The organism is Streptomyces sp. C1-1 (assembly GCF_050214755.1).
GTDB lineage: Bacteria > Actinomycetota > Actinomycetes > Streptomycetales > Streptomycetaceae > Streptomyces.
Genome location: NZ_CP189826.1, coordinates 8,049,466 through 8,072,844 on the forward strand (window position 1 = coordinate 8,049,466; position 23,379 = coordinate 8,072,844).

Below are 23,379 nucleotides of genomic sequence, written 5' to 3' on the forward strand. Positions count from 1 at the left end.
GGGGAGACCCATGCTGATATCGATCGTCGCACCCTGCTACAACGAGGAAGCCGTCCTCGACCGTTTCCACGAAGAGGTCCAGAAGGTCGCGGAGGAACTCCTCCCGCTCGGCCACGATATGGAGTTCGTCTACGTCGACGACGGCAGCCGCGACCGCACCCTCGCCGTCCTGCAGCGGCTGGCGGACCGCGACTCGCGGGTCAGGTACGTCTCCCTCAGCCGCAACTTCGGCAAGGAGGCGGCGCTGCTCGCCGGTCTGCGCCATGCCACGGGGGACAGCGTCGTCGTCATGGACGCCGACCTCCAGCACCCGCCGGCGCTGATCAAACACATGGTGGAACTGCGCGCGAAGGGCTACGACCAGGTCATCGCCCGCCGCACCCGCACCGGCGACAAACTGACCCGGACCCTGGCCGCCCGCGTCTACTACCGCCTGGTCAACCGGCTCGTGGACGTCCGGCTGGTCGACGGCGTCGGCGACTTCCGGCTGCTGTCCCGCCGGGTGGTGGACGCGGTGGTGAACCTCACCGAGTACAACCGCTTCTCCAAGGGCCTGTTCGCGTGGGTGGGGTTCCCCGGCACCACCTTCGAGTACGAGAACGCGGCCCGGGAGGCCGGCCGCAGCTCCTGGAGCATGCGCGGCCTGCTCAACTACGGCCTGGACGGCCTGCTCTCCTTCAACAACCGCCCGCTGCGCGCCGCCCTCCACCTGGGCATGGTCCTGCTGCTGATCGCCGGGCTGTACACGGCGTGGATCGTGGGCGCCGCGCTCGTCAACGGCGTGCAGACGCCCGGCTACGTCACGATCATCACCGCCGTCACCGGTCTGGCCGGAGTGCAGATGGTCATGCTCGGGGTGATCGGGGAGTACACCGGCCGGATCTACTACGAGGTGAAGGGACGCCCGCACTTCCTGGTGAAGGCGACCAACGTGGAACGCGCGAAGGACCTCATTCCGTGATGTCCAGGCAACTCCTCATGTTCGCCGTCATCGGAGTCGTGAACACCGGCACGTATTACGGTCTCTACCTGTTGTTCCTCATGTGTGTTCCGTATCTCGTGGCGCATGTCCTCGCCTCGCTGCTCAGTATGGTCGGTTCCTTTTTCCTCAATGCGCGGTTCACCTATCGGACACCTCCCACCTGGCGGAAATTCCTGCTGTTCCCCCTGTCGAACGCCACCAATTTCGCGGTGACGACCGCGGGCCTGTACGTGATCGTGGACGTGCTGCACGCCGGAAGCCGTTTCGCGCCGCTGCTCGCCTCCCTCTGGGCGATCCCCGCGACCTTCGTCGTCTCCCGCTGGGTGATGCTGCCCGCGGCCGCGCCCGCGCGGCGCGAACCCGACGGGGCGCCGCATAGCGATCCACGAGATTGCATAAAACTGCAGTGAAACGTATAGTCATGCCATCCAGGAGGAGGATGACATGGCGGTACGTGCGGCGGTGGCCGGAGCGAGCGGATACGCGGGCGGTGAACTCCTGCGTCTGCTGCTCGCGCACCCCGAGATCGAGATCGGGGCCCTGACCGGCAACTCCAACGCCGGCCAGCGGCTCGGCGCGCTCCAGCCCCACCTGCTGCCGCTGGCCGACCGCGTGCTCCAGGAGACCACCCCCGAGGTCCTCTCCGGTCACGACGTCGTCTTCCTCGCTCTGCCCCACGGCCAGTCCGCCGCCGTCGCCGAACAGCTCGGCCCGGACGTCCTGGTCGTCGACATGGGCGCCGACTTCCGGCTGAAGGACGCGGCCGACTGGGAGAAGTTCTACGGCTCCGCCCACGCCGGGACCTGGCCCTACGGCCTCCCCGAACTGCCGGGCGCCCGCGCCGCGCTGGAGGGGTCCAAGCGCATCGCGGTGCCCGGTTGCTACCCGACCGCCGCCACCCTGGCCCTCTTCCCGGCCTACGCGGCCGGCCTCGCCGAGAACGAGGCCGTGATCGTCGCCGCCTCCGGCACCTCCGGTGCGGGCAAGGCGCCCAAGGCGCACCTGCTCGGCAGCGAGGTCATGGGCTCCATGGCGCCGTACGGCGTGGGTGGCGGTCACCGGCACACCCCCGAGATGATCCAGAACCTCGGTGCGGTGGCGGGGGAGCGGGTGTCCGTCTCCTTCACCCCGACCCTGGCGCCCATGCCCCGCGGCATCCTCGCCACCTGCAGCGCGAAGGCCGTCTCGGGCGTGACGGCGGAGTCCGTCCGGGCCGCCTACGAGAAGGCCTTCGCCGACGAGCCCTTCGTCCACCTCCTCCCCGAGGGCCGGTGGCCCGCCACGGCGTCCGTCTACGGTTCCAACGCCGTTCAGGTGCAGGTCGCGTACGACGAGGCCGCCGGCCGCATCATCGCGATCAGCGCCATCGACAACCTGACCAAGGGCACCGCGGGCGGTGCCGTCCAGAGCATGAACCTCGCCCTCGGTCTCGACGAGACGACCGGACTGACCACGATCGGAGTTGCGCCGTGAGCGTGACGGCAGCGAAGGGATTCACGGCCGCGGGCATCGCCGCCGGAATCAAGCAGAACGGCAATCCCGACCTGGCCCTCGTGGTCAACAACGGTCCGCGCCGCGCCGCCGCCGGTGTCTTCACCTCCAACCGGGTGAAGGCCGCCCCCGTGCTGTGGTCCGAGCAGGTCCTCAAGGGCGGCCAGGTGTCCGCGGTCGTCCTCAACTCCGGCGGCGCCAACGCCTGTACCGGACCGAAGGGCTTCCAGGACACGCACGCGACCGCCGAGAAGGCCGCCGAGGTCCTCGGCCGCGCCCCGATCGAGGTGGCCGTCTGCTCCACCGGCCTCATCGGCGTGCTCCTGCCGATGGACAAGCTGCTCGCGGGAGTCGAGACCGCCGCCGCCCAACTCTCCGAGCACGGCGGCGAGAAGGCCGCCATCGCGATCAAGACCACCGACACCGTCCACAAGACGTCCGTCGTCACCAAGGACGGCTGGACCGTCGGCGGCATGGCGAAGGGGGCGGGCATGCTCGCCCCGGGCCTGGCCACCATGCTGGTCGTCCTCACCACCGACGCGGTCCTCGACGACGCCGCACTGGACAGCGCGCTCCGGGCGGCGACCCGCACGACCTTCGACCGCGTCGACTCCGACGGCTGCATGTCGACCAACGACACGGTCCTGCTGCTCGCCTCGGGTGCCTCCGAGGTCACCCCCGAGTACGCCGAGTTCGCGGAGGCCGTACGGCAGGTCTGCGACGACCTCGGCCAGCAGCTCATCCGGGACGCCGAGGGCGCCAGCAAGGACATCAAGGTCGAGGTCGTGGGCGCGGCGACCGAGGACGACGCCGTCGAGGTGGGCCGCTCCATCGCCCGCAACAACCTCCTCAAGTGCGCGATCCACGGCGAGGACCCCAACTGGGGCCGTGTGCTCTCCGCGATCGGCACGACGAAGGCCGCCTTCGAACCGGACCGCCTCAATGTCGCCATCAACGGCGTCTGGGTGTGCAAGAACGGCGGCGTCGGCGAGGACCGCGACAAGGTCGACATGCGCTACCGCGAGGTGCACATCGTCGCCGACCTCGCCGCCGGGTCCGAGACCGCCACCATCTGGACCAACGACCTCACCGCCGACTACGTCCACGAGAACAGCGCCTACAGCTCATGAGCACCACACGTAAACACACCGCGCTGCCCAAGGCCCAGATCCTCATCGAGGCGCTGCCCTGGCTGGTCAGGCACAACGGCAAGACCGTCGTCATCAAGTTCGGCGGCAACGCCATGATCGACGAGGACCTGAAGGCCGCGTTCGCGCAGGACGTCGTCTTCCTGCACCACGCCGGCCTCAAGCCGGTCGTCGTGCACGGCGGCGGCCCGCAGATCAGCGCCGCCCTCGACAAGCACGGCATCGTCAGCGAGTTCAAGGCCGGCCTCAGGGTCACCACCGAGGACGCCATGGACGTCGTACGCATGGTGCTGGCCGGGCAGGTGCAGCGCGAGCTGGTCAACCTGCTCAACGAACACGGTCCGCTGGCCGTCGGATTGACCGGCGAGGACGCGCACACCATCACCGCCACCAAGCACCAGCCCGAGATCGACGGCGAGTTGGTCGACATCGGGCGGGTGGGCGAGATCACCGAGATCGACACGGGCGCGATCGAGGCTCTGCTCGCCGACGGCCGTATCCCGGTCGTCTCGTCGATCGCCCGTAGCCAGGACGACGGACATGTCTACAACGTCAATGCTGATACGGCGGCTGCGGCACTCGCTGCTGCTCTTGGAGCGGAGACTCTCATGGTCCTCACGGACGTCGAGGGTCTCTATGAGGACTGGCCGAACAGCGACGAGGTGATCAGCCGCCTGACCGCTTCCCAACTGGAGAAACTGCTGCCGGAGTTGAGCTCCGGCATGGTGCCGAAGATGGAGGGCTGCCTGCACGCCGTGCGCAACGGCGTCAACACCGCCCGCGTCATCGACGGCCGGGTGCAGCACTCGATCCTGTTGGAGATCTTCACCGACGAGGGCATCGGCACGATGGTCGTGCCCGACGCCGAAGAGGGGGACGTCGCATGACCGCCAACGCAGAGCTCACCCAGCGGTGGCAGGGCTCGCTCATGAACAACTACGGCACCCCGCTGCTGCCTCTGGTGCGCGGCGAGGGCACGAAGCTGTGGGACGCCGACGGCAAGGAGTACCTCGACTTCGTCGGCGGCATCGCGGTCAACGCCCTCGGGCACGCCCACCCGGCGATCGTCGACGCCGTGAGCACGCAGATCGCGTCCCTCGGCCACATCTCCAACTTCTTCATGGCCGACCCGACCGTCACACTCGCCGAGCGGCTGCTGCAGCTCTTCGGCCGTGAGGGCCGCGTCTTCTTCTGCAACTCCGGCGCCGAGGCCAACGAGGCCGCCTTCAAGATCGGCCGGCTGACCGGGCGCACCCATGTCGTCGCCACCGAGGGCGGCTTCCACGGCCGCACCATGGGCGCCCTCGCGATGACCGGCCAGGAGGGCAAGCGGACGCCGTTCCTGCCGCTGCCCGGCGAGGTCGCGCACGTGCCCTACGGCGACGCGCAGGCGCTGGCCGCCGCGGTCACCGAGGACACCGCGCTGGTGATCCTCGAACCCATCCAGGGCGAGATCGGCGTGGTCACCCCGCCGCCGGGCTACCTCAAGGCGGCCCGCGCGATCACCGCCGCGAACGGTGCGCTGCTGGTCCTCGACGAGGTGCAGACCGGCGTCGGCCGGACCGGGCACTGGTTCGAGTACCAGGCGCACGAAGGGGTCCTGCCGGACGTCGTCACCCTGGCGAAGGGCCTGGGCGGCGGGCTGCCGCTCGGCGCGACCGTCGCCTTCGGGCGGGCTGCTGAGCTGCTGCAGCCGGGCCACCACGGCTCGACCTTCGGCGGCAACCCGGTCGCCTGCGCCGCCGGACTCGCCGTCGTCGACACGATCGCGAACGACGGGCTGCTGGAGAACGTCAAGCGGCAGGGCGAGAAGCTGCGGGACGGGATCGAGTCACTGGGCGACCCGTTGATCGCCCATGTCCGGGGCGCGGGCCTGCTGCTGGGTATCGTGCTCACCGAGCCGCTCGCGCCCCAGGTGCGCCAGGCGGCTCAGGAGGCCGGGTTCCTGGTGAACGCGCCTGCCGCCGACGTCGTACGGCTCATGCCACCGCTGAATCTCGGCGACGACGAGGTGGACGCGTTCCTCCGGGCCCTTCCCGGCGTCCTGAACGCGGCCAAGGGGGACGGATGATCCGGAGAAACGAACGACGATGAGTCATGCGCAGGACGACGCACAGCACGCCGGGCCTGCCGTGCCGCAGACGCGGACAGCGCGGCATCGCCGGATCGTGGACATCCTCAACCGGCAACCCGTTCGCTCGCAGAGTCAGTTGGCGAAGCTGCTCGCCGACGACGGCCTGACCGTCACGCAGGCGACGCTCAGCCGGGACCTCGACGAGCTCAACGCGGTCAAGATCCGCAACACCGACGGCGACCTGATCTACGCGGTGCCGAGCGAGGGCGGTTTCCGGACCCCGCGCGCGCCGCTGGGAGGGTCGGCGAAGGAGGAGCGGATGCGGCGGCTGTCGCAGGAGCTGCTGATCTCCGCGGAGGCGTCGGCGAACCTCGTGGTGCTGCGGACGCCCCCGGGGGCCGCGCAGTTCCTGGCGTCGGCGATCGACCAGGCCGAACTGCACGACATCCTGGGCACGATCGCCGGCGACGACACGCTGCTGCTGATCAGCCGCGAGCCCACCGGCGGCCAGGCCCTGGCGGAACATCTGCTGCGCCTGGCCCAGAACGGCCACTGACGAACCGGTGCCCGACCGGCGACGGCCGCCCGCGGCCTTGCGGCCATGCGGTGCTGGCCGCGAGTGCGGCGCGGCCTTGCGGCCTTGCGGTGGGGGCGGGGTGCGCGGGGCGGCCATGGGGTGATAGCAGGGTGCGCTGGGGCGGGTCTACGCCCACGCGGTGGTGGCCGCGAGTGCGGCGCGGCCTTGCGGCCTTGCGGTGGGGGCGGGGTGTGCTGGGCGGGCATGCGGTGATGGCAGGGTGTGATGGGCGGGTCTACGCCCACGCGGTGCCCGACCGGCCACGGCCGTCCGTGGCCTTGCGGCCATGCGGTGGTGGCCATGTGTGCGGCCGATGTCGCGCCCATGTGGTGGATGTCAGCGGGCCGTGTGCGGCGCGGTTCGTGCCACTCGGCCGGACGCCGTCACCCGAGGCGGGACGCCAGGCCCCCCGTGCACCGGACCTCGTCGCCCGCTGTGATCAGCAGGGCCTCTACGTCGGGCAGGGACTCCAGCCAGCGCAGACCGTCCCGCGACCCCATCGCGAAGGCGGCCGTCGCCCAGCAGTCCGCCCAGGTCAGCCGGGGGGCCACCACCGTCACGGCCACCAGGTCGGTGACCGCCGACCGGCCCGTCCTCGGGTCGACGATGTGGTCGCCGCGTTCCGCCGTGCCCGACGTCGCCACGGCCAGCTCGTCCGCGCCGGCCGCCGAGACCACCGCGGCCAGGCCGCCGGGGCGGAGCGGGTCGGCGACGCCCACCCGCCAGGCGCGGTGCTCCTCCGGCACCCCGAACATCTGGACGTCGCCGCCGCCGTTGACGCTGACTCCGGTCGCACCGGCCGCACGCAGCCGGAGCGCGGCGCGCTCGGCCGCCCAGCCCTTGACGATCCCGGTGGGGTCCAGCGCCTTCCGGTAGTGCATGCTGAACCAGCCGCCGCTCACCCGCTCCGCCTCCGCGCCAAGTTCGAGCACCTCGGCGATGTCAGGATCGCACTCCTCCAGGTCCAGCTCCCCGCGCGCCAGCCGCGACACCTGGCTGTCCTCGCGGTAGGTGCTGAACAACTCGTTCACCCGGTGCAGTCCGGCGATCGCCTCCTCGAGCGCCGCCTCGACCGCACCGGGTTCCCCGCCGCGGACGTCGAAGGAGAAGACGGTCCCCATGACCTCCTCCGCATGCCGACGTACCGCGACGGGAGCATCTGACGACTCGGCCACCCGCTCAGCCACCGGCCTGGTCCAGCGCCGACTGCAGCGACTGCTTGTAGCCGCCGCTGGTGTACGTGGCTCCGGACACCGAGTCGATCTTCGCGCTGCCGGCGGCCACCGCCTCCTGGTTGAGCTTGGGGATGGACAGGGCCGTCTTCTGGTCGCTGAGGCCGCCCTTGGGCGCCTGGACCGCCTCCGCCTTGGTGATCTTGCCGTTGCTGACCGTGATCCGGACCTGGACCGGGCCGTACTGGGTCTGCGCGACTGCGCCTGTGACGGTCTTCGTCCGGGCGGCACCCGAGGAACCCGAACCACCGCCCTGCGACGGGCTGCCGGCACCCTGCGAGGGGCTCGCGCCGCTCTGGGAGGAACCGGCGCTCGCCTTCATCTTGTCGAGCGCCGACTGCAGCGACTGCTTGTAGCCGTTGCTCGTGTACGTCGCCCCCGACACCGAGTCGATGGCGGCGCTCTGCGCGGCGACCGTCTCCTGGGTGAGCTTGGGGATGGACAGGGCCGTCTTCTGGTCGCTGGTGCCGCCCTTGGGCGCCTGGACGGCCTCCGCCTTGGTGATCTTTCCGTTGGCGACGGTCAGCCGGACCTGGACGTTGCCGTACTCCGTCTGGACCACACTGCCGTCGATCGTGCCGTTCCCGGTGGCCGAGCTGCCGCCCTGGGGCGACTCCTGGGCCGCCTGGGTCTGCTGCGGTGCCGCGCCGGCCGCCTGGGCGTTCGGGTCCGACGCCGGCTTCAGCGACAGCAGCAGCACGACACCCGAGACGGTGGCGGCGGTGGCCAGCACGACACGCCGGACGGGGTGACTCTTCTTCATTCTTCCGAGGCTCCTGAAGTCCCGTCGCTCACATCTCGAACGACTCGTGATGGATGCGGCGGGCGGGCACTCCCGCTCCGCGCAGTGCTTCGTACACGGTCTGCGCGAACCCGGCCGGGCCGCACATGAAAACGTCGTGGTCGTCGATGTCCGGCAGCTTCTGCCGCAGCCGCTCGGCGGAGATGTCCGGGCGCTCCCCGTCGGGGCTGTTGACGGCGTACATCAGGCGGGCACCGCGGTCGTCGGCGATGGCGGCGAGCTCGTCCCACAGGGCGAGGTCCTGCGTGGTGTTGGCCCGGTACAGCAGGGTGATGTCGCCGGCCGCGCCGGGCAGCGTCTCGAACAGCGCCCGCATCGGCGTGATGCCGACACCGCCGGCGACCAGCAGCACCTTGCCGCGGCTGCGCCGCTGCGCGGTCATCGCGCCGTACGGGCCCTCCGCCCACACCCTCGTACCCGGCGTCAGCTCGCGCAGCCGGGCGCTGTGGTCGCCGATCGCCTTCACGGTGATCCGCAGCATGTCCGGGCGGGGCGCCGCCGACAGCGAGTACGGGTGCGAGCTGAACCGCATGCCCGGCGCGAGGAACCGCCACCGGAAGAACTGCCCGGCCTCCGCGCCCATCCGGTGCAGCTTGCGCCCGCCGATCAGCACCGACACGATGCCCGGCGTCTCCTCGATGACCGCCTCGACGCGCATGCGGTGCCGCATGTTCAGCCGGATCGGGACGAGGACGCGGTACCAGACGACCAGCGCGGTGACCGACCCGTACAGCGCGTACCAGAAGGTCTTCGCGGTCGGCTCGACGGCGAAGTCGTTGCCGGTGGTGATCTGGTGCCAGAACGTCAGGAACACCGCGCCGTACGTCAGCAGATGGACGTGGTACCAGGTGTCGTACCCCATGCGGCGGCGCACCGGGCCGATCGACGTCAGCCCGATGAGCACGAACAGACCGGTGCCGATGGCGGCCTTGCCCATGTCCGGCAGCTGGTTGATGGAGTCGATCGTCTGCTGGACGATGTCGCCGAGCGTCTTGCCGGCCTGCAGCGCGTAGCCCCACATGGTGAGGAAGATGTGCGCCGCGATGAGGCTGAGCGTGTAACGGCCGCTCATCGCGTGCCAGCGGGCCACCCGGTCGGAGCCGACCCGCCGTTCCAGTGCGGGCACGCGGGCCATCTGCAGCACGACGAGTGCCATCAGGTAGCCCGCCAACAGGCCGGTGATCCGGCCCGCGTTGAGGATTCTGCCGTTGTTGTCGGCGATGGACGGAGTGTTGTGCCACCACAGCCACATCACCGCCGCGGCGCCCGCCCAGACGGCGAGCAGCAGAACGGTCGCCGGGGAACGGCGCGGGCGGATGCGGCGCATCGTCTGGCGGCGGGCGGCGCGGCCGCCTGCGAGCGTGGTGGTCACGATTCCTCCGGGGGCGGGGGCAAGGGGGGTGGCGTGGTCCCTTGGCCCTGAGATACGTGCCACGACGCCCGTGCGTTCAGCCGCGTGCAGAGTCGAGTGCCGACTGGAGTGACTGGCGGTAACCGTCGCTCGTGTAGGTGGCCCCGGAGACGGTGTCGATGCTCGCGCTCTGCGCCTGCAGCGCCTCGCTGCGCAGGCGGGGCAGGGCGTAGCTGTTGATCTCCTGGTCCCGTGGGTTGTCCGTCGGGTACTGCACGGCCGTCACCTCGGTGAGCTTGCCGCTCTTGAGGGTGATCTTGACCTGGACCGGACCCCAGCGGGTCTGGATGGTGTTGCCGGTGACGGTCTTCGTGCCGGAGGTGGTGGACCCTCCCGAACTGCTCGACCCTCCGGAGCTGCTCGACCCACCGGAACTGCCCGACCCGCTCGAACTGCTGGAGGGCGCGGGCACCGCCAGGGCGGCCTCCGGTGAGGAATGCGGCTTCAGCGACAGCAGCATCACCATTCCGGAGACGGTGGCGGCGCTCGCCAGCACGATGCGGCGCAGCGGACGGTTCTTCTTCAGCGCGTGCACGGTTACGGCCTCACAGCTCTCAGAATTCGAACGACTCGTGGTGGATGCGGCGGTCCGGCACCCCGGCGGCACGCAGTTCCTCGTACAGGTCCCGGGCGAAGCCGTGCGGGCCGCAGATGTACACGTCGTACGCGGCAAGACCGGGGAAGGTGGCCCGCAGCGACTGCGCGGTCAGGTTCGGGCGCCGGCCGTCCGCTCCGTTGAGCGCGTACATCACCTTCGCGCCGCGCCAGCGGGCGATGGCCTCCAACTCCCCGCCCAGGGCGAGGTCCTCGGACGTACGGGCCCGGTAGAGCAGCGTGACGTCGCCGGGCAGGGTCTCGAACAGGGCCCGCATGGGCGTGATGCCGACACCGGCGGCGATCAGCAGGGACTTCGCCGAGGTCTGCCGGTCCGCTGTCATCGAGCCGTACGGGCCCTCCGCCCACACGCGGGTGCCGGGCCGCAGCAGCGAGACGGCCGCGCTGTGGCCGCCGAGCGCCTTGACCGTGATCCGCAGCAGGTCCTGGCGCGGCGGCGCCGACAGCGAGTACGGCGTCGACGTCCAGCCCATGCCCTCGCCGAGGAACCGCCAGCGGAAGAACTGCCCCGCCTCGGCCCCCATCTCGTCCAGCCGCCGGCCGCGCATGACGACCGAGTACACGTCCGGCGCCTCACGGTGCACCGACTCGACCCGCAGCCGGTGCCGCAGGTTCAGCCGCACCGGCGCGAGGACCCGGAACCACAGCACCAGGGCCGCGACACCCAGGTACAGCGCGTACCAGACGGCCGTCGCGATCGCGTGCCCGTTGAAGTCGTTGCCCAGCGCCAGCTGGTGGCCGAAGGCCAGGAACACGGCCGCGTACGTCAACAGGTGGACGTAGTACCAGAACTCGTAGCTCAGCCGCCGTCGCGCGGCCCGCGCCGAGGTGATGCCGACCGCGAACAGGATGACCGTGCCGGCCGTGGCCTTCAGCATCTCCGGATAGTCCATGACCACGGTGACCGTCTCGTGCCACAGCGAGGCGCGGTCCTGTGCCGCGTACCCGAGGAGGATCAGCACGACGTGCGCGACCAGCAGGCAGATCGTGTAGCGGCCGGCCATCGCGTGCCAGCGGGCCACCCGGTCGGAGCCGACCCGCCGCTCCAGCAGCGGCACGCGCGCCATCAGGCCGACGAGCACCGCGCAGGCGTAACCGCACAGCAGTCCGGCGATGCGCCCGGCGCCGGTCAGCCAGCCCGCCGTGCCGACGACGGAACCGGTGTCCACCCACCACAGGGCGACCACGGCCGCGGCCCCGGCCCACAGCAGCGCGAGCACGGCACCGGCGGGGGAGCGCGGCGCGGCCGGCGTCACGGCAGGGGCCGTCCGCCGGTCGTACACGGTGGTCATATGTGCGTCCTTTCGCCTTCTATGGGACGCAAGCGTGCCGTCGCAACTTCTCAGGACCCTCTGAAAGGGCCCGCGCCGAGGCCACTCAGAGGAAACTCAGAGCTCCGCGAGAGACCCGGCGGGCCCGCGAGGGGCGATCCTGGTGAGGAGATGAACACCAGATCAGGCCGCCCCGCCCTCACCCGCCCCGACGGCACCCCGCTGCGCGTCCTCGTCGTCGACGACGACCCCGACCTCGCCGAAGTGCTCTCCGGCGCCCTGCGCTACGAGGGCTGGCAGGTCCGCACGGCCGGCGACGGGGCAGCCGCGCTCGCCGAGGCCCGCGAGCTGATGCCCGACGCCGTCGTCCTGGACGTGATGCTCCCCGACACCGACGGCTTCGCGGTGCTGCGCTCCCTGCATGCCGTGCAACCGGACGTCTGCGTGCTGTTCCTCACCGCCCGGGACGCGGTGGAGGACCGCATCGCGGGCATCACCGCGGGCGGTGACGACTACGTCACCAAGCCCTTCAGCCTGGAGGAGGTCGTCGCCCGGCTCCGCGGCCTGCTGCGCCGCGCCGGCATGGCCCGCCAGCTGGAGGAGGGCCCGCAGCTGATCGTCGGCGACCTCGTCATGGACGAGGACTCCCACGAGGTCACCCGCGCCGGCGAACTGATCGAGCTGTCGCCGACCGAGTTCGAGCTGCTCCGCTTCCTGATGCGCAACCCGCGCCGCGTCCTGAGCAAGACCCAGATCCTCGACCGCGTCTGGTCCTACGACTTCGGTGGCCGCGCCCACGTCGTCGAGCTCTACATCTCCTACCTGCGCAAGAAGGTCGACGCGGGCCGGGAACCGATGATCCACACGGTCCGCGGGGCCGGGTACGTGCTGAAGCCGGTGAGTCCATGAGGTTCCTGCGGCGCCTGCCGCGCCCGCGCACCCTCCGGGCCCGGCTCACCGTCGGACTGGTCGTCCTGCTCGCCGTCAGCTGCGCCGCGGTCGGCGTGGCCGCGGTGATCGAGCTGGACGGGTTCCTCGTCAGCCGGCTCGACCAGCAGCTCGCCCAGGTCGGCAACCGCTTCCCGGAGAGCCTGGAGCACAAGGGGCTGCAGCCCGACGACCACGACGGCGACGAACACGGCGACACCCGGCGGCAGACCAGCGGCACGTACGGGGCCCGGCTGGTCGGCGACACCGTCACCAACTCGGCCGTCGTCCGCCCCGGCAGCGTCACCGACGTCCCCCTGACCACGGCGGACCGGCGGCAACTGCTTGCCGTCCCGGTCGACGGCCGGGCCCACAGCGTCGAGCTGTCCACGCTGGACTCCTACCGGGTCAAGGCCTCCCAGGGCATCGACGGGGACGTCCTGATCACCGGTCTGCCCCTGGAACCGGTGGAGGCGGCCGTCCACCGTCTGATACTGGTCGCCGCCGTCGTCTTCGGCCTGGCCCTCACCGTCACCGGCGTGGTCGGCGCCCTGTGGGTGCGCTGGTCGCTGCGGCCGCTGAGCCGGGTCGCGGCCACCGCCACCCGGGTCAGCGAACTGCCGCTGGCCAGCGGTGAGGTGGCCCTGCCGCCGCGGGCCCCCGAGTCGGACCCGCGCAGCGAGGTGGGCCAGGTCGCCGGGGCCTTCAACCGCATGCTGGGCCATGTCGAGGACGCGCTGACCAAGCGGCACGCCAGCGAGGAGCGGCTGCGCAGCTTCGCCGCAGACGCCAGCCACGAGCTGCGCACCCCGGTCGCCTCCGTCCGCGGCCACGCGGAACTCGCCCTGCTGCACCCGGGCCCGGTGCCGCCGAAGGTCACCCGTGCCCTCGAACGCATCGCCGCCGAGTCCGGCCGCATGGGCGAGATGGTCGACGAGATGCTGCTCCTGGCGCGTCTGGACGCGGGCCGGCCGCTGGAACGCCGTCCCGTCGACCTCACCATGCTGGTCCTGGACGCCGTCACCGACGCCCGTGCCGCGGGCCCCGACCACCGCTGGTCCCTGGACCTGCCGGAGGAACCGGTCACGGTGGAGGGCGACGCCCACCGGCTGCAGCAGGTGCTGGCCAACCTGCTGACCAACGCCCGGGTGCACACCCCCGTCGGCACCAAGGTCACGGTGTCCCTGGAGACGGAGGGCAGGTTCGTCCTGCTGAAGGTGCACGACGACGGGCCCGGTGTTCCCAAGGACGTCCAGCCCACCATCTTCGAACGCTTCACCCGGGCCGAACACCGCCGCCGCTCGGACGCCCCCGGCGGCGGCGCGGGGCTGGGCCTGTCGATCGTGGCCGCGGTGGCAGAGGCGCACGGCGGAAGGGTGGAGCTGGAGAGCCGGCCCGGCTCGACGACGTTCACCGTACGGCTCAGCGGCGCGTGAGGGCCGTGCTCAGGCCGGGCCCGGCGCCCGGGCCGGGGTGGGCGGGAGGGGCAACGGGAGCCCGGGCAGTCCGTCCAGGCTGGTGGCGACGTGCTCCTTCTTGGTGAAGTACTCGCTCAGTGAGGCGTCGTCCTCGCGTGCGAACCGCCTGCCGTGCAGATCGCGGTCCTCGTCGTATGTCATGAACGGCACCGCGTAACCGCAGGTGTCACGCACGAGTTCGGCGGTCACGACGATGATCGCGCGCAGCCCGTGCGCCGTCGGGTCGATGCCGGGGAACCGGGTGAGGAGTTCCTCGAAACGGGGGTCGTCACGGAAGACCGGCTCGCCGCGCCCGTGCACCCGCACGATGTTCGGCGGCCCCTGGAAGGCGCACCACATCAGGGTGATCCGCCCGTTCTCCCGCAGGTGGGCGATCGTCTCGGCGTTGGACCCGGCGAAGTCCAGGTAGGCCACGGTGAGTTCATCGAGCACCGCGAAGGAGCCCTTGAGGCCCTTGGGGGAGAGGTTGACCGTGCCGTCGCCGGACAGGGGCGCGGTCGCGGTGAAGAAGAGGGGCTGCTCCTCGATGAACGTACGCAGCCTGCCGTCTATGCGCTCATAAGTCTTTCCCACAGCTGACGATTATGGGCGCAAGTCTTTCGCCTGTCTAAGGAATTGTCGTGCCCGGCTTGTCGTGCTCGGCCCCCGGAGGGGCCGAGCCCCTGCCGCGGCCGCCCCGGCCGGCGCTGAATCGGGGCGGCCACGGCGCCTGTCACGTCACTTGGTGAGCGTGCAGGCGGCCAGGGAGTCCAGGCCGGTCGGCTTCGTCGACGTACGGCCGATGGCGATCGCGATGCGGTCGATGGTCGACTTCCGCTTGTCCGCGAGCGGGCCGAGGATGGCGTTGTTGACGAAGTTGGGGCCGCCCTGGCCGACGGTGGACTGCAGGCGCTTGTTGGCCTCGTCGATCTGGGTCTGCAGCAGGGTGAGGTTGCGGGTGACCTCGGCCTGGGCGGAGGCGGGGATGGCCGGCAGCTTCGAGGCCACGTCCGGGCACGTGATCGTGCCGGCGGCGGTCGAGGCGTTGGCGTTGCCTCCGGCGTTGGCGTTGGCCCCGTTGGCGTTGCCCTTGCCCCCGGCGTTGCCCTTGCCCCCGGCGTTGGCCGTGCCGCCGGCGTTGGCGTTGCCCCCGGCGTTGGCCTTGCCCCCGTTGGCGTTACCGGCCGCGTTGCCGGTGTTGGCGCCGCTCGCACCGGCGGCGTTCAGCGTGCACGGCGCGAGCGCGTCCAGGCCGGTCGGCTTGGCCGCCGTACGGCCGATGGCCGTGGCGATGCGGTTGACCGTGGCCACGCGCTTGTCCTTGAGCGGGCCGAGGATGGCGTTGTTGACGAAGTTGGGGCCGCCCTGGCCGACGGTGGACTGCAGGCGCTTGTTGGCCTCGTCGATCTGGGTCTGCAGCAGGGTGAGGTTGCGGGTGACCTCGGCCTGGGCGGAGGCGGGGATGGCGGGCAGCTTCGAGGCCACGTCCGGGCACGTGATCGTGCCGGGCGAGGCCGCCAGGGTCCGCGCGTCGGCGCCGCCGCTGCTCTTGGACGGCGTCCCGGCGAGGGCGGTACCGGCGATGATCGCCCCGGACAGCGCCACAGCGGCGGCGCCGCCGAGGATGACGACGCGACGCTTGTTGTACTTCGGAAGAGCCCTGGACATGCGGCTGCCTCACTCGGGTCTCGGGTGACAGGTGTGTCACTGCTGTGTGGCTGGTGTGCACAAACGCGGCGCCTGCGTTCGGCGTGAGGTACGTGAAAGCGGTTGCGGGCGTTCAACCACTTCACAGATTGACGAATCATGCATAACTCTGCATACTCATGCATGACGGTTCGGCCTCTTCCCTAGGAGCAACGCAAGTGAGCAGCAACAGCGGTGACGTCCGGCTCTGGGGCGGCCGGTTCGCCGACGGTCCCGCCGAGGCCCTGGCGAAGCTGTCCGCGTCCGTCCACTTCGACTGGCGGCTCGCGCCGTACGACATCGCCGGTTCGCGTGCCCACGCACGCGTGCTGCACAAGGCCGGGCTCCTGACCGAGGACGAACTCCAGCGCATGATCGCCGGGCTCGACCAGCTGGAGTCCGACGTGGCCGACGGCTCCTTCGTCGGCACCATCGCCGACGAGGACGTGCACACCGCCCTGGAGCGCGGCCTGCTGGAGCGCCTCGGTCCCGACCTCGGTGGCAAGCTGCGCGCGGGCCGCTCCCGCAACGACCAGGTCGCCACCCTCTTCCGGATGTACCTGCGCGACCACGCCCGCACCATCGGCGGCCTGATCGCCGAACTGCAGGACGCCCTGATCGGCCTGGCGGAGGCCCACCCGGACGTGGCGATGCCCGGCCGCACGCACCTCCAGCACGCCCAGCCGGTCCTGTTCGCCCACCACGTCCTGGCGCACGTGCAGTCGCTGTCCCGGGACGCCGAGCGGCTGCGCCAGTGGGACGAGCGCACGGCGGTGTCGCCGTACGGCTCGGGCGCCCTGGCGGGCTCCTCCCTCGGCCTGGACCCGGAGGCGGTGGCCAAGGACCTCGGCTTCGAGCACGGCAGCGTCGGCAACTCCATCGACGGCACGGCGTCGCGCGACTTCGTCGCCGAGTTCGCCTTCATCACGGCGATGATCGGTGTGAACCTCTCCCGCATCGCGGAGGAGGTCATCATCTGGAATACGAAGGAGTTCTCCTTCGTGACCCTGCACGACGCGTTCTCCACGGGCTCGTCGATCATGCCGCAGAAGAAGAACCCGGACATCGCGGAGCTGGCGCGCGGCAAGTCGGGCCGCCTCATCGGAAACCTGACCGGCCTGATGGCCACCCTCAAGGCCCTGCCGCTCGCCTACAACCGCGACCTGCAGGAGGACAAGGAGCCGGTCTTCGACTCCATCGACCAGCTGGAGGTCCTGCTCCCGGCGTTCACCGGCATGATGGCGACGCTCACCGTCCACCGTGAGCGCATGGAGGAACTGGCCCCCGCCGGCTTCTCCCTGGCCACCGACATCGCCGAGTGGCTGGTCAAGCAGAACGTCCCCTTCCGTGTCGCGCACGAGGTGGCGGGCGAGTGCGTGAAGGCCGCCGAGGCCGAGGGCAAGGAACTGGACGAGCTGACGGACGAGCAGTTCGCCAAGATCTCCGCCCACCTGACCCCGGAGGTCCGCACGGTCCTCAACGTCCCGGGCGCCCTCGCCTCCCGCAACGGCCGAGGCGGCACGGCCCCGAGCGCGGTCGCCGTCCAACTGGCCGAGGTCAAGGCGAACGTGGCCGCCCAGCACACCTGGGCAACGGCCCGCCAGCAGGCCTGAAGGGGGGTGCGGGGAACTGCGCGCCAAGCCGCGAACCACCCGCCGCGCCGACGCACCGCACCCACCGAGCCCTGAGCCGAAGGCCCCCGCGGGCTACGTTGGTCGGGAACCGAACCGGACCCGACCCACGGAGCCCGCGATGCCCTTCGCCCGACTGGCCGCCGCAACCACCCCCACCTGCCACATCGGACTGGGCCTCGCCGCCGTCGGCCGCCCCGGCTACATCAACCTCGGCCGGGACGAGGACCTCGGAGAGCACCGCACGGTGGAAGCCCTCCGCACCCGGACCCACGAACTCCTCGACGCCGCCTACGCCCAGGGCGTCCGCTACTTCGACGCGGCCCGCTCCTACGGCCGCTCCGAGGAGTTCCTCGCGGCCTGGCTCGCCGGGAACCCCCACGTCGACGACGTGGTCATCGGCAGCAAGTGGGGCTACACCTACACCGCCGACTGGACCACGGACGCCGCGACGCACGAGGTCAAGGACCACAGCGTCCGGACCTACGACCGTCAGCGCGCCGAGACCGACGCCCTGCTCGGCGACCGTCTCGACCTCTACCAGATCCACTCGGTGACCCCGGACAGCCCCGCCCTCACCGACAAGGAACTCCACGCCGAACTCGCCCGGGCCGCCGCGCGGGGCCTGACGATCGGCTTCTCCACCAGCGGCCCGGCCCAGGCGGACGCGATCCGCGCCGCCCTCGCCGTGACGGTCGACGGCGAACCCCTCTTCCGTACCGTCCAGTCGACGTACAACGCCCTGGAGACCTCGGCCGCCCCCGCCCTCGCCGAGGCGCACGACGCCGGGCTCACGGTGATCGTCAAGGAGGGCATGGCCAACGGCAGGCTCGCGGCCCAGCACGCCCCCGAAGCCCTGAAGGCCGTGGCGGAGGAGACCTCCCTCGGCTGCGACGCCGTCGCCCTCGCCCTGATCCTCCGGCAGCCCTGGGCCGGTGTCGTCCTCTCCGGTGCGGCGACCCTCACCCAGCTCGCCTCCAACCTGCACGCGGCCGCGGTGGACCTCGACGAGGACCAGCTGACCCGCCTGGCCGCGCTGGCCGAGGAACCGCGGGCGTACTGGGAGAAGCGCAACAGCCTGCCCTGGCACTGAGGAAACCCGCCCGAACCACCCCTGGGTGAGTCACGCATGCGTCGCATGAGACATGAATGTCTCACATGGTTTATGGTTGTCTCATGCCTGTCGACCGTGACCACGTCCTCCGCTCCGCCGCGGCCCTGCTGACCCGCAAGTCCACCGCGACGATGGACGAGGTCGCCAAGGCCGCCGGCATCAGCCGCGCCACCCTGCACCGCCACTTCGCCGGCCGCGACGCGCTCGTACGGGCGCTGGAGTCGCTCGGCATCGCGGAGTGCGAGGCGGCGCTGGACACGGCCGCCCTCGACGAGGGCCCCGCGCCCGACGCCGTACGGCGTCTCATGCGGACGCTGGAGCCCTCGGCCGCCCTGCTCGCCTTTCTCTACACCGAGAACCAGCTGTTCGAGGGCGAGGAGGTGAACGCGGGCTGGACCAGGATCGACGACCGCATCGCCGCCCTGTTCCGGCGCGGGCAGGCGGCCGGCGACTTCCGCATCGACCTCACCCCGGCCTGGCTCACCGAGGCGCTGTACGGCCTGCTGGCCTCCGGCGCCTGGGCGGTGACCGAGGGCCGCGTGGCCCGCAAAGACTTCACCCACATGATCGCCGAGCTGCTGCTCGGCGGCGCACTGCGCCAGGACACTCCACGAAGGAAGGAATCATGACCAGCACCCTGCGGCCGGCGACCACGACCGAGGCGGTGAAGCGCCCGGGCCGCTGGGCCGCGCTCGCCGTCCTCGTCCTCGCCGTGCTGCTGGTGGCCGTCGACGCGACCGTCCTCGGCCTGGCGACCCCCTACATCAGTGAGGACCTCGACCCCTCCGGCACCCAGCTGCTGTGGATCGGCGACGTGTACTCCTTCGTCATCGCCGGCCTGCTCGTCTCCATGGGCAGCCTCGGCGACCGCATCGGCCGCAAGCGCATCCTGCTCGGCGGCGCCACGGCGTTCGGCGCGATATCCGTCCTCAACGCCTACGCGACGACACCGGAGATGATGATCCTGGCCCGCGCCCTGCTCGGCGTCGCGGGCGCGACCCTGATGCCGGCCACCCTCGCCCTGATCCGCAACATCTTCCACGACCCGCGTGAGCGCAGCCTCGCCATCGGCGTCTGGGGGGCGACGGCCTCCGCGGGCACGGCGGTCGGCCCCATAGTGGGCGGCTTCCTGCTGGAACACTTCTGGTGGGGCTCGGTCTTCCTGATCAACCTGCCCGTGATGGCGGTCCTCGTCGTCGTCGGCATCCGCACCCTGCCCGAGTCCCGCAACCCGAACCCGGGCCCCTGGGACCTGACCAGTGTCGCGCTGTCCCTGGTCGGTGTGATCGCGGTCGTCTACGCGGTGAAGGAAGCGGCCACCCACGGCCTCGCCTGGCTCCCGCTCGCCGCCGGCGCACTGGGCGCGGCGGCCCTGACCTGGTTCGTCCGCCGCCAACTCACGCTTTCGAACCCGCTGTTGGACATGCGACTGTTCCGCAACCGCGGCTTCAGCGCCGCGGTCCTGGCCGACCTGCTGACCATCCTCGGCCTGTCCGGCCTGGTGTTCTTCCTCTCCCAGTACCTGCAACTCGTCCAGGGCAGGGGCCCGTTGGAGGCGGGGCTCGCCGAACTCCCCGCGGCGGTCGGCGCGGTGGCGGCGGGGCTCGTCGCCGGGCGCGTGGCCCGCCGCTTCTCGGTGCGCGCGGTGGTCGCGGGCGGCCTCGCGGCGGTGGGCCTGGCCCTTGCCGTGCTGACGGCCCTCGACCGGTCGACCGGCTACGGCATCCTCGGCGCGGCCCTGCTCGTGGTGGGCGTGGGCGCGGGCTTCTCCTTCACCGTCACCGCGGACGTCATCCTGTCCTCGGTGCCCAAGGAGCAGGCGGGTGCGGCGTCCGCGGTGTCGGAGACGGCGTACGAACTGGGCGCGGCACTGGGTATCGCCCTGCTGGGCACCATCGTCACGGGCGTCTACCGGGGCTTCAGCGCCCCGGCGGGTACTCCGTCAGGGGCACATGAATCGCTGGGCGGCGCGGTGGAGGCGGCGGCCGGCATGCCGACGGCCGCGGGTCGGGAACTGCTGTCCTCGGCCCGCGAAGCCTTCGTCGACGGCCTGAGCATGGCGTCGGGAGTGGGCGCGGCGGTGCTGCTCGTGACCGCGGTGGCCGCCTGGTTCCTCCTGCGAGGCCAACGCCTTTAGGGGCGCGGGGAACTGCGCGACGAGCCCCCACAAACCCGCACCCGAAGACCGGCCCAACCGCCGGAGGCGCTACGCGGCCTTCGCCTTGGTGGCGTACATGTCCACGTACTCCTGCCCGGACAGCCGCATGACCTCCGCCATCACGGAGTCCGTCACGGCCCGCAGCACATAGCGGTCCCGGTCCATACCGTCGTACCGGGAGAACTCCATGGCCGGACCGAAGCGGACCGTCACCTTCGAGGGGCGCGGCATGCCCGCGCCACCCGGCTGGATCTTGTCCGTGCCGATCATCGCGAAGGGGACGACGGGCGCGCCGGTCATCAGCGTCAGCCGCGCGATGCCGGTGCGCCCCCGGTACAGCCGCCCGTCGGGGGAGCGGGTGCCCTCGGGGTAGATGCCGAAGACCCGGCCGTCCTCCAGGATCCGGCGCCCGGTCATCAGGGCGGCCACGCCGCCCTTGCCGCCGTCCCGGTCGACCGGGATCATGCCGACGCCGGTGAAGAACCACGCCATGAGCCGGCCCTTGAAGCCCTTGCCGGTGACGTACTCGTCCTTGCCGATGAAGAAGACCTGCCGGTCGCACACGAGCGGAAGGATCATCGAGTCGATGAAGGTGACGTGGTTGCCGGCCAGGATGACGGGACCGTCCCCCGGGATGTTCTCCACGCCTTCCACCTGTGGGCGGAACATCAGGCGCATGATCGGTCCGAGCACTGCCTTGATGAGCGCGAAGCGGGACAACGGGCCCTCCGGTGTCAAGGGTTTCGGTATGAGTCTGTGCAGGTGAGGACGATACTCCCGGGCCCGGGGGTCGCGCACATCGGGTTCACCGAGGTCTTACGCACTGTTGACACGCGTTTACCTGCGGTGACGCCCTGTCACTCGCCGGTAACCGGGGTGGAACCTGTGACGCAGGTCGCGTGCGCCGAAGGAGTGGGGCCGACACCTCGTCAGATCTTCTTTCCCGTACGACATCGGGCGTCACCCGCGTGTTCCGGCCACGGTCTCCCGGGCGTCATGTCCACGCACCTACGATCGGCCCGCATCCAGGAGCCCACGTCAGGGGAGGCGTTCATGGGAACGCAGGAGAACGGTCAGACAGGCGGCACCGGGCGACGGGCGCTTCTCGGCGCGGCGGTGCTGGGCGCCGGCGGAGCCGTACTCGGCCTGTCCGGGACCGCGAGAGCCGCCGAGGCGCGGCACGGCGGCGGACTGGGCAGCCTGCCCCGGCCGACGATCATCGGCCACCGCGGCACCGCCGGCTACCGCCCCGAGCACACCTTCGGCTCGTACGACCTGGCCCTCGACATGGGCGCCGACATCGTCGAGGCCGGCGACCTGTGCCCGACCAAGGACGGTCATCTGGTCTGCCGGCACGAGCCGGAGATCGGCGGGACGACGGACGTCGCCTACCACCCCGAGTTCGCCGGCCGCAAAACCACCAAGGTGCTGGACGGCGTCTCCACCACCGGCTGGTTCACCGAGGACTTCACCCTCGCCGAGCTGAAGACGCTGCGCGCGATCGAGCGCATCCCGGCCAACCGCCCGCACAACACGCTCTACAACGGCCGCTGGGAGATCCCCACCTTCGAGGAAGTCCTGCGGTGGCAGGACGAGCAGACCCGCAGGCGCGGCAAGCAGGTGTGGATCTACCCCGAGACCAAGCACCCCACGTACTTCCGCAAGCTGGGCCTTGGCTTGGAGGAACGTGTCGCCAAGCTGCTGCACAAGCACGGCAAGGACAGGTGGAACTCGCCGGTCGTCCTGCAGTCCTTCGAGCCCACCAGCATCCAGCGGCTGAACAAGCTCCTCGACAACCCCCTCGTCGTCCTGCTGTCCGGAGCGACCACCCGCCCCTGGGACTTCGTCGAGTCGGGCGACCCGCGCACCGTGGCCGACCTGATCACCCCCAAGGGCCTCAGGGAGATCGCCGGCTACGCGCAGGGCATCGGCCCGACCCTCGACCTGGTCATCACCAAGAAGGCGGACGGCGGCCTCGACAAGGAGACCACCCTCGTCTCCGACGCGCACAAGGTCGGCCTGATCCTGCACCCGTACACCATGCGCAACGAGAACCCCTTCCTGCCGGCCGAGTACCGCAAGGGCACGGACGCCGACGCCTACGGCGACGCCTTCGGCGCCTTCAAGCGCTACTTCGCCACCGGCATCGACGGCGTCTTCACCGACAACGCCGACACCGGCCTGCTGGCCCGCGCCGACTTCGTCAACGGCTGAGCGCCCCACCCCGGTTGGGGTGAACGGGCGGCCGCCCGGGCAACCCGGCACCCGGGCGGCCGCGTCGTGTCGTACATGACGCACGACCTGGTCACCGCCCTGCGCCCGCTGCTCACCGCCGAGGCCTCGGCCGAGGCACCAGCCTCCGGGGCGGAACCGGCCGACCTGGAGCAGGCGGTCTGGCTCCGCCTGCTGGAACGCCTCGACACGGACGGCCCGCCCCTGGACCCGCCGGGCTGGCTGCGCCGCGCCGTCCGCTCCGAGGCCCGCCGCAGCCGCCGTACGACGCGTATCGAACGGCCCTACGGCGCCGAGCCCGCCGACGAGACCGACCGTGACCCGGCCGACCTCGCCCTCGCCGCCGCCCGCCGTCGGGCCCTGCGCGACGCGGTCCGCCGGCTGCCCGGCCGATGCCCCGGTCTGGTCGAGGCCCTGCTCTCCCCGAAAGACCTGACATACAGGGAAATCGCGGGGGAGTTGGGTATCTCACAGGGCAGTCTGGGCCCGGAACGCTCCAGATGCCTGGGATGTCTTCGCCGTTTGCTCACATCGGAGGTTGCGGCGCGCGAAGGGCGGGGATAGGAGTGAG

General features: G+C 71.1%; 23 protein-coding genes. 15 read left to right on the top strand and 8 right to left on the bottom strand.

Going from position 1 to position 23,379, the window contains the following annotated elements:
• The first annotated feature begins 10 nt into the window (after positions 1-10).
• From ACQF4J_RS36580 to ACQF4J_RS36610, 7 genes are read left to right on the top strand one after another with little or no spacing between them, the layout of a single operon-like run.
• A complete protein-coding gene (locus tag ACQF4J_RS36580) occupies positions 11-961 on the top strand; it encodes a glycosyltransferase family 2 protein (protein WP_351568775.1) in 951 nt (316 codons plus the stop codon).
• Positions 961-1,392, top strand: a complete 432-nt coding sequence (locus tag ACQF4J_RS36585; protein ID WP_351568772.1) for a GtrA family protein — start codon at positions 961-963, stop codon at positions 1,390-1,392. The genes ACQF4J_RS36580 and ACQF4J_RS36585 overlap by 1 nt, the downstream gene beginning before the upstream one ends.
• Before the next feature lie 34 nt (positions 1,393-1,426).
• Positions 1,427-2,455: an N-acetyl-gamma-glutamyl-phosphate reductase gene (argC, locus tag ACQF4J_RS36590; RefSeq protein WP_351568769.1), complete on the top strand. Its 1,029-nt coding sequence runs from the start codon at positions 1,427-1,429 to the stop codon at positions 2,453-2,455.
• Positions 2,452-3,603 (top strand): bifunctional glutamate N-acetyltransferase/amino-acid acetyltransferase ArgJ, encoded by a 1,152-nt coding sequence (gene argJ, locus ACQF4J_RS36595; RefSeq protein WP_351568766.1) that lies wholly within the window; start codon positions 2,452-2,454, stop codon positions 3,601-3,603. The genes argC and argJ overlap by 4 nt, the downstream gene beginning before the upstream one ends.
• Positions 3,600-4,508, top strand: coding sequence for an acetylglutamate kinase (argB, locus tag ACQF4J_RS36600; RefSeq protein WP_351568763.1), 909 nt, complete (start codon positions 3,600-3,602; stop codon positions 4,506-4,508). The genes argJ and argB overlap by 4 nt, the downstream gene beginning before the upstream one ends.
• Positions 4,505-5,692, top strand: coding sequence for an acetylornithine transaminase (locus ACQF4J_RS36605; protein ID WP_427167732.1), 1,188 nt, complete (start codon positions 4,505-4,507; stop codon positions 5,690-5,692). The genes argB and ACQF4J_RS36605 overlap by 4 nt, the downstream gene beginning before the upstream one ends.
• A gap of 19 nt (positions 5,693-5,711) precedes the next feature.
• The gene (locus ACQF4J_RS36610) at positions 5,712-6,251 is read left to right on the top strand and encodes an arginine repressor (protein ID WP_351568758.1); all 540 of its coding nucleotides are present in this window, start codon (positions 5,712-5,714) and stop codon (positions 6,249-6,251) included.
• A gap of 404 nt (positions 6,252-6,655) precedes the next feature.
• Here ACQF4J_RS36610 and ACQF4J_RS36615 read toward each other — a convergent pair whose 3' ends face one another.
• The 5 genes from ACQF4J_RS36615 to ACQF4J_RS36635 form a co-directional block, all read right to left on the bottom strand.
• Positions 6,656-7,393, bottom strand: a complete 738-nt coding sequence (locus ACQF4J_RS36615) for an FAD:protein FMN transferase (RefSeq protein WP_351584869.1) — start codon at positions 7,391-7,393, stop codon at positions 6,656-6,658.
• A gap of 58 nt (positions 7,394-7,451) precedes the next feature.
• Positions 7,452-8,267 carry an FMN-binding protein gene (locus ACQF4J_RS36620; protein WP_351584867.1) on the bottom strand — a complete coding sequence of 272 codons (816 nt, stop codon included), beginning with the start codon at positions 8,265-8,267 and terminating at the stop codon, positions 7,452-7,454.
• A 28-nt stretch (positions 8,268-8,295) separates the two neighbouring features.
• Positions 8,296-9,678: a ferredoxin reductase family protein gene (locus ACQF4J_RS36625; RefSeq protein ID WP_351584865.1), complete on the bottom strand. Its 1,383-nt coding sequence runs from the start codon at positions 9,676-9,678 to the stop codon at positions 8,296-8,298.
• 76 nt (positions 9,679-9,754) lie between these two features.
• A complete protein-coding gene (locus ACQF4J_RS36630; RefSeq protein WP_351584863.1) occupies positions 9,755-10,252 on the bottom strand; it encodes an FMN-binding protein in 498 nt (165 codons plus the stop codon).
• Between the two features lie 19 nt (positions 10,253-10,271).
• The gene (locus tag ACQF4J_RS36635; RefSeq protein WP_427167733.1) at positions 10,272-11,624 is read right to left on the bottom strand and encodes a ferredoxin reductase family protein; all 1,353 of its coding nucleotides are present in this window, start codon (positions 11,622-11,624) and stop codon (positions 10,272-10,274) included.
• A 150-nt stretch (positions 11,625-11,774) separates the two neighbouring features.
• On the opposite strand from ACQF4J_RS36635, the gene ACQF4J_RS36640 reads away from it, so the two are divergent.
• Together ACQF4J_RS36640 and ACQF4J_RS36645 are read left to right on the top strand one after the other, a co-directional pair.
• Entirely contained in the window at positions 11,775-12,512 is a 738-nt protein-coding gene (locus ACQF4J_RS36640) for a response regulator transcription factor (RefSeq protein ID WP_351584859.1), read from the top strand.
• Positions 12,509-13,966: a sensor histidine kinase gene (locus ACQF4J_RS36645; protein ID WP_351802509.1), complete on the top strand. Its 1,458-nt coding sequence runs from the start codon at positions 12,509-12,511 to the stop codon at positions 13,964-13,966. The genes ACQF4J_RS36640 and ACQF4J_RS36645 overlap by 4 nt, the downstream gene beginning before the upstream one ends.
• 9 nt (positions 13,967-13,975) lie before the next feature.
• On the opposite strand, the gene ACQF4J_RS36650 is transcribed toward ACQF4J_RS36645, so the two are convergent.
• Entirely contained in the window at positions 13,976-14,581 is a 606-nt protein-coding gene (locus tag ACQF4J_RS36650) for a pyridoxamine 5'-phosphate oxidase family protein (RefSeq protein WP_351584855.1), read from the bottom strand.
• Between the two features lie 144 nt (positions 14,582-14,725).
• Positions 14,726-15,655, bottom strand: a complete 930-nt coding sequence (locus ACQF4J_RS36655; protein ID WP_427167734.1) for a hypothetical protein — start codon at positions 15,653-15,655, stop codon at positions 14,726-14,728.
• A gap of 197 nt (positions 15,656-15,852) precedes the next feature.
• Between ACQF4J_RS36655 and argH the strand changes: the two genes are divergently transcribed.
• From argH to ACQF4J_RS36675, 4 genes are all read left to right on the top strand, one after another.
• Entirely contained in the window at positions 15,853-17,286 is a 1,434-nt protein-coding gene (gene argH / locus ACQF4J_RS36660; protein WP_351581521.1) for an argininosuccinate lyase, read from the top strand.
• Positions 17,287-17,425: 139 nt separating this feature from the next.
• Positions 17,426-18,397, top strand: coding sequence for an aldo/keto reductase (locus tag ACQF4J_RS36665; protein ID WP_351581523.1), 972 nt, complete (start codon positions 17,426-17,428; stop codon positions 18,395-18,397).
• 83 nt (positions 18,398-18,480) lie between these two features.
• Positions 18,481-19,047 (top strand): TetR/AcrR family transcriptional regulator, encoded by a 567-nt coding sequence (locus tag ACQF4J_RS36670; RefSeq protein WP_427167735.1) that lies wholly within the window; start codon positions 18,481-18,483, stop codon positions 19,045-19,047.
• Positions 19,044-20,555, top strand: coding sequence for an MFS transporter (locus ACQF4J_RS36675; RefSeq protein ID WP_427167736.1), 1,512 nt, complete (start codon positions 19,044-19,046; stop codon positions 20,553-20,555). The genes ACQF4J_RS36670 and ACQF4J_RS36675 overlap by 4 nt, the downstream gene beginning before the upstream one ends.
• A 69-nt stretch (positions 20,556-20,624) precedes the next feature.
• Here ACQF4J_RS36675 and ACQF4J_RS36680 read toward each other — a convergent pair whose 3' ends face one another.
• Positions 20,625-21,296, bottom strand: coding sequence for a lysophospholipid acyltransferase family protein (locus ACQF4J_RS36680; RefSeq protein WP_427167737.1), 672 nt, complete (start codon positions 21,294-21,296; stop codon positions 20,625-20,627).
• Positions 21,297-21,629: 333 nt separating this feature from the next.
• On the opposite strand from ACQF4J_RS36680, the gene ACQF4J_RS36685 reads away from it, so the two are divergent.
• Positions 21,630-22,790: a glycerophosphodiester phosphodiesterase gene (locus ACQF4J_RS36685; protein WP_427167738.1), complete on the top strand. Its 1,161-nt coding sequence runs from the start codon at positions 21,630-21,632 to the stop codon at positions 22,788-22,790.
• 75 nt (positions 22,791-22,865) lie between these two features.
• On the top strand, positions 22,866-23,372 hold the full coding sequence (locus ACQF4J_RS36690) for a sigma-70 family RNA polymerase sigma factor (protein WP_427167739.1): 507 nt from the start codon (positions 22,866-22,868) through the stop codon (positions 23,370-23,372).
• Positions 23,373-23,379: the final 7 nt, after the last annotated feature.

Bases quoted from the DNA above. Each gene is read 5' to 3' on its own strand.
- ACQF4J_RS36580 (WP_351568775.1), top strand. From the start codon at position 11: ATGCTGATATCGATCGTCGCACCCTGCTACAACGAGGAAGCCGTCCTC.
- ACQF4J_RS36585 (WP_351568772.1), top strand. From the start codon at position 961: ATGTCCAGGCAACTCCTCATGTTCGCCGTCATCGGAGTCGTGAACACC.
- argC (WP_351568769.1), top strand. From the start codon at position 1,427: ATGGCGGTACGTGCGGCGGTGGCCGGAGCGAGCGGATACGCGGGCGGT.
- argB (WP_351568763.1), top strand. From the start codon at position 3,600: ATGAGCACCACACGTAAACACACCGCGCTGCCCAAGGCCCAGATCCTC.
- ACQF4J_RS36605 (WP_427167732.1), top strand. From the start codon at position 4,505: ATGACCGCCAACGCAGAGCTCACCCAGCGGTGGCAGGGCTCGCTCATG.
- ACQF4J_RS36610 (WP_351568758.1), top strand. From the start codon at position 5,712: ATGAGTCATGCGCAGGACGACGCACAGCACGCCGGGCCTGCCGTGCCG.
- ACQF4J_RS36615 (WP_351584869.1), bottom strand. From the start codon at position 7,393: ATGGGGACCGTCTTCTCCTTCGACGTCCGCGGCGGGGAACCCGGTGCG.
- ACQF4J_RS36620 (WP_351584867.1), bottom strand. From the start codon at position 8,267: ATGAAGAAGAGTCACCCCGTCCGGCGTGTCGTGCTGGCCACCGCCGCC.
- ACQF4J_RS36635 (WP_427167733.1), bottom strand. From the start codon at position 11,624: ATGACCACCGTGTACGACCGGCGGACGGCCCCTGCCGTGACGCCGGCC.
- ACQF4J_RS36640 (WP_351584859.1), top strand. From the start codon at position 11,775: ATGAACACCAGATCAGGCCGCCCCGCCCTCACCCGCCCCGACGGCACC.
- ACQF4J_RS36645 (WP_351802509.1), top strand. From the start codon at position 12,509: ATGAGGTTCCTGCGGCGCCTGCCGCGCCCGCGCACCCTCCGGGCCCGG.
- ACQF4J_RS36655 (WP_427167734.1), bottom strand. From the start codon at position 15,655: ATGTCCAGGGCTCTTCCGAAGTACAACAAGCGTCGCGTCGTCATCCTC.
- ACQF4J_RS36665 (WP_351581523.1), top strand. From the start codon at position 17,426: ATGCCCTTCGCCCGACTGGCCGCCGCAACCACCCCCACCTGCCACATC.
- ACQF4J_RS36670 (WP_427167735.1), top strand. From the start codon at position 18,481: ATGCCTGTCGACCGTGACCACGTCCTCCGCTCCGCCGCGGCCCTGCTG.
- ACQF4J_RS36675 (WP_427167736.1), top strand. From the start codon at position 19,044: ATGACCAGCACCCTGCGGCCGGCGACCACGACCGAGGCGGTGAAGCGC.
- ACQF4J_RS36685 (WP_427167738.1), top strand. From the start codon at position 21,630: ATGGGAACGCAGGAGAACGGTCAGACAGGCGGCACCGGGCGACGGGCG.
- ACQF4J_RS36690 (WP_427167739.1), top strand. From the start codon at position 22,866: ATGACGCACGACCTGGTCACCGCCCTGCGCCCGCTGCTCACCGCCGAG.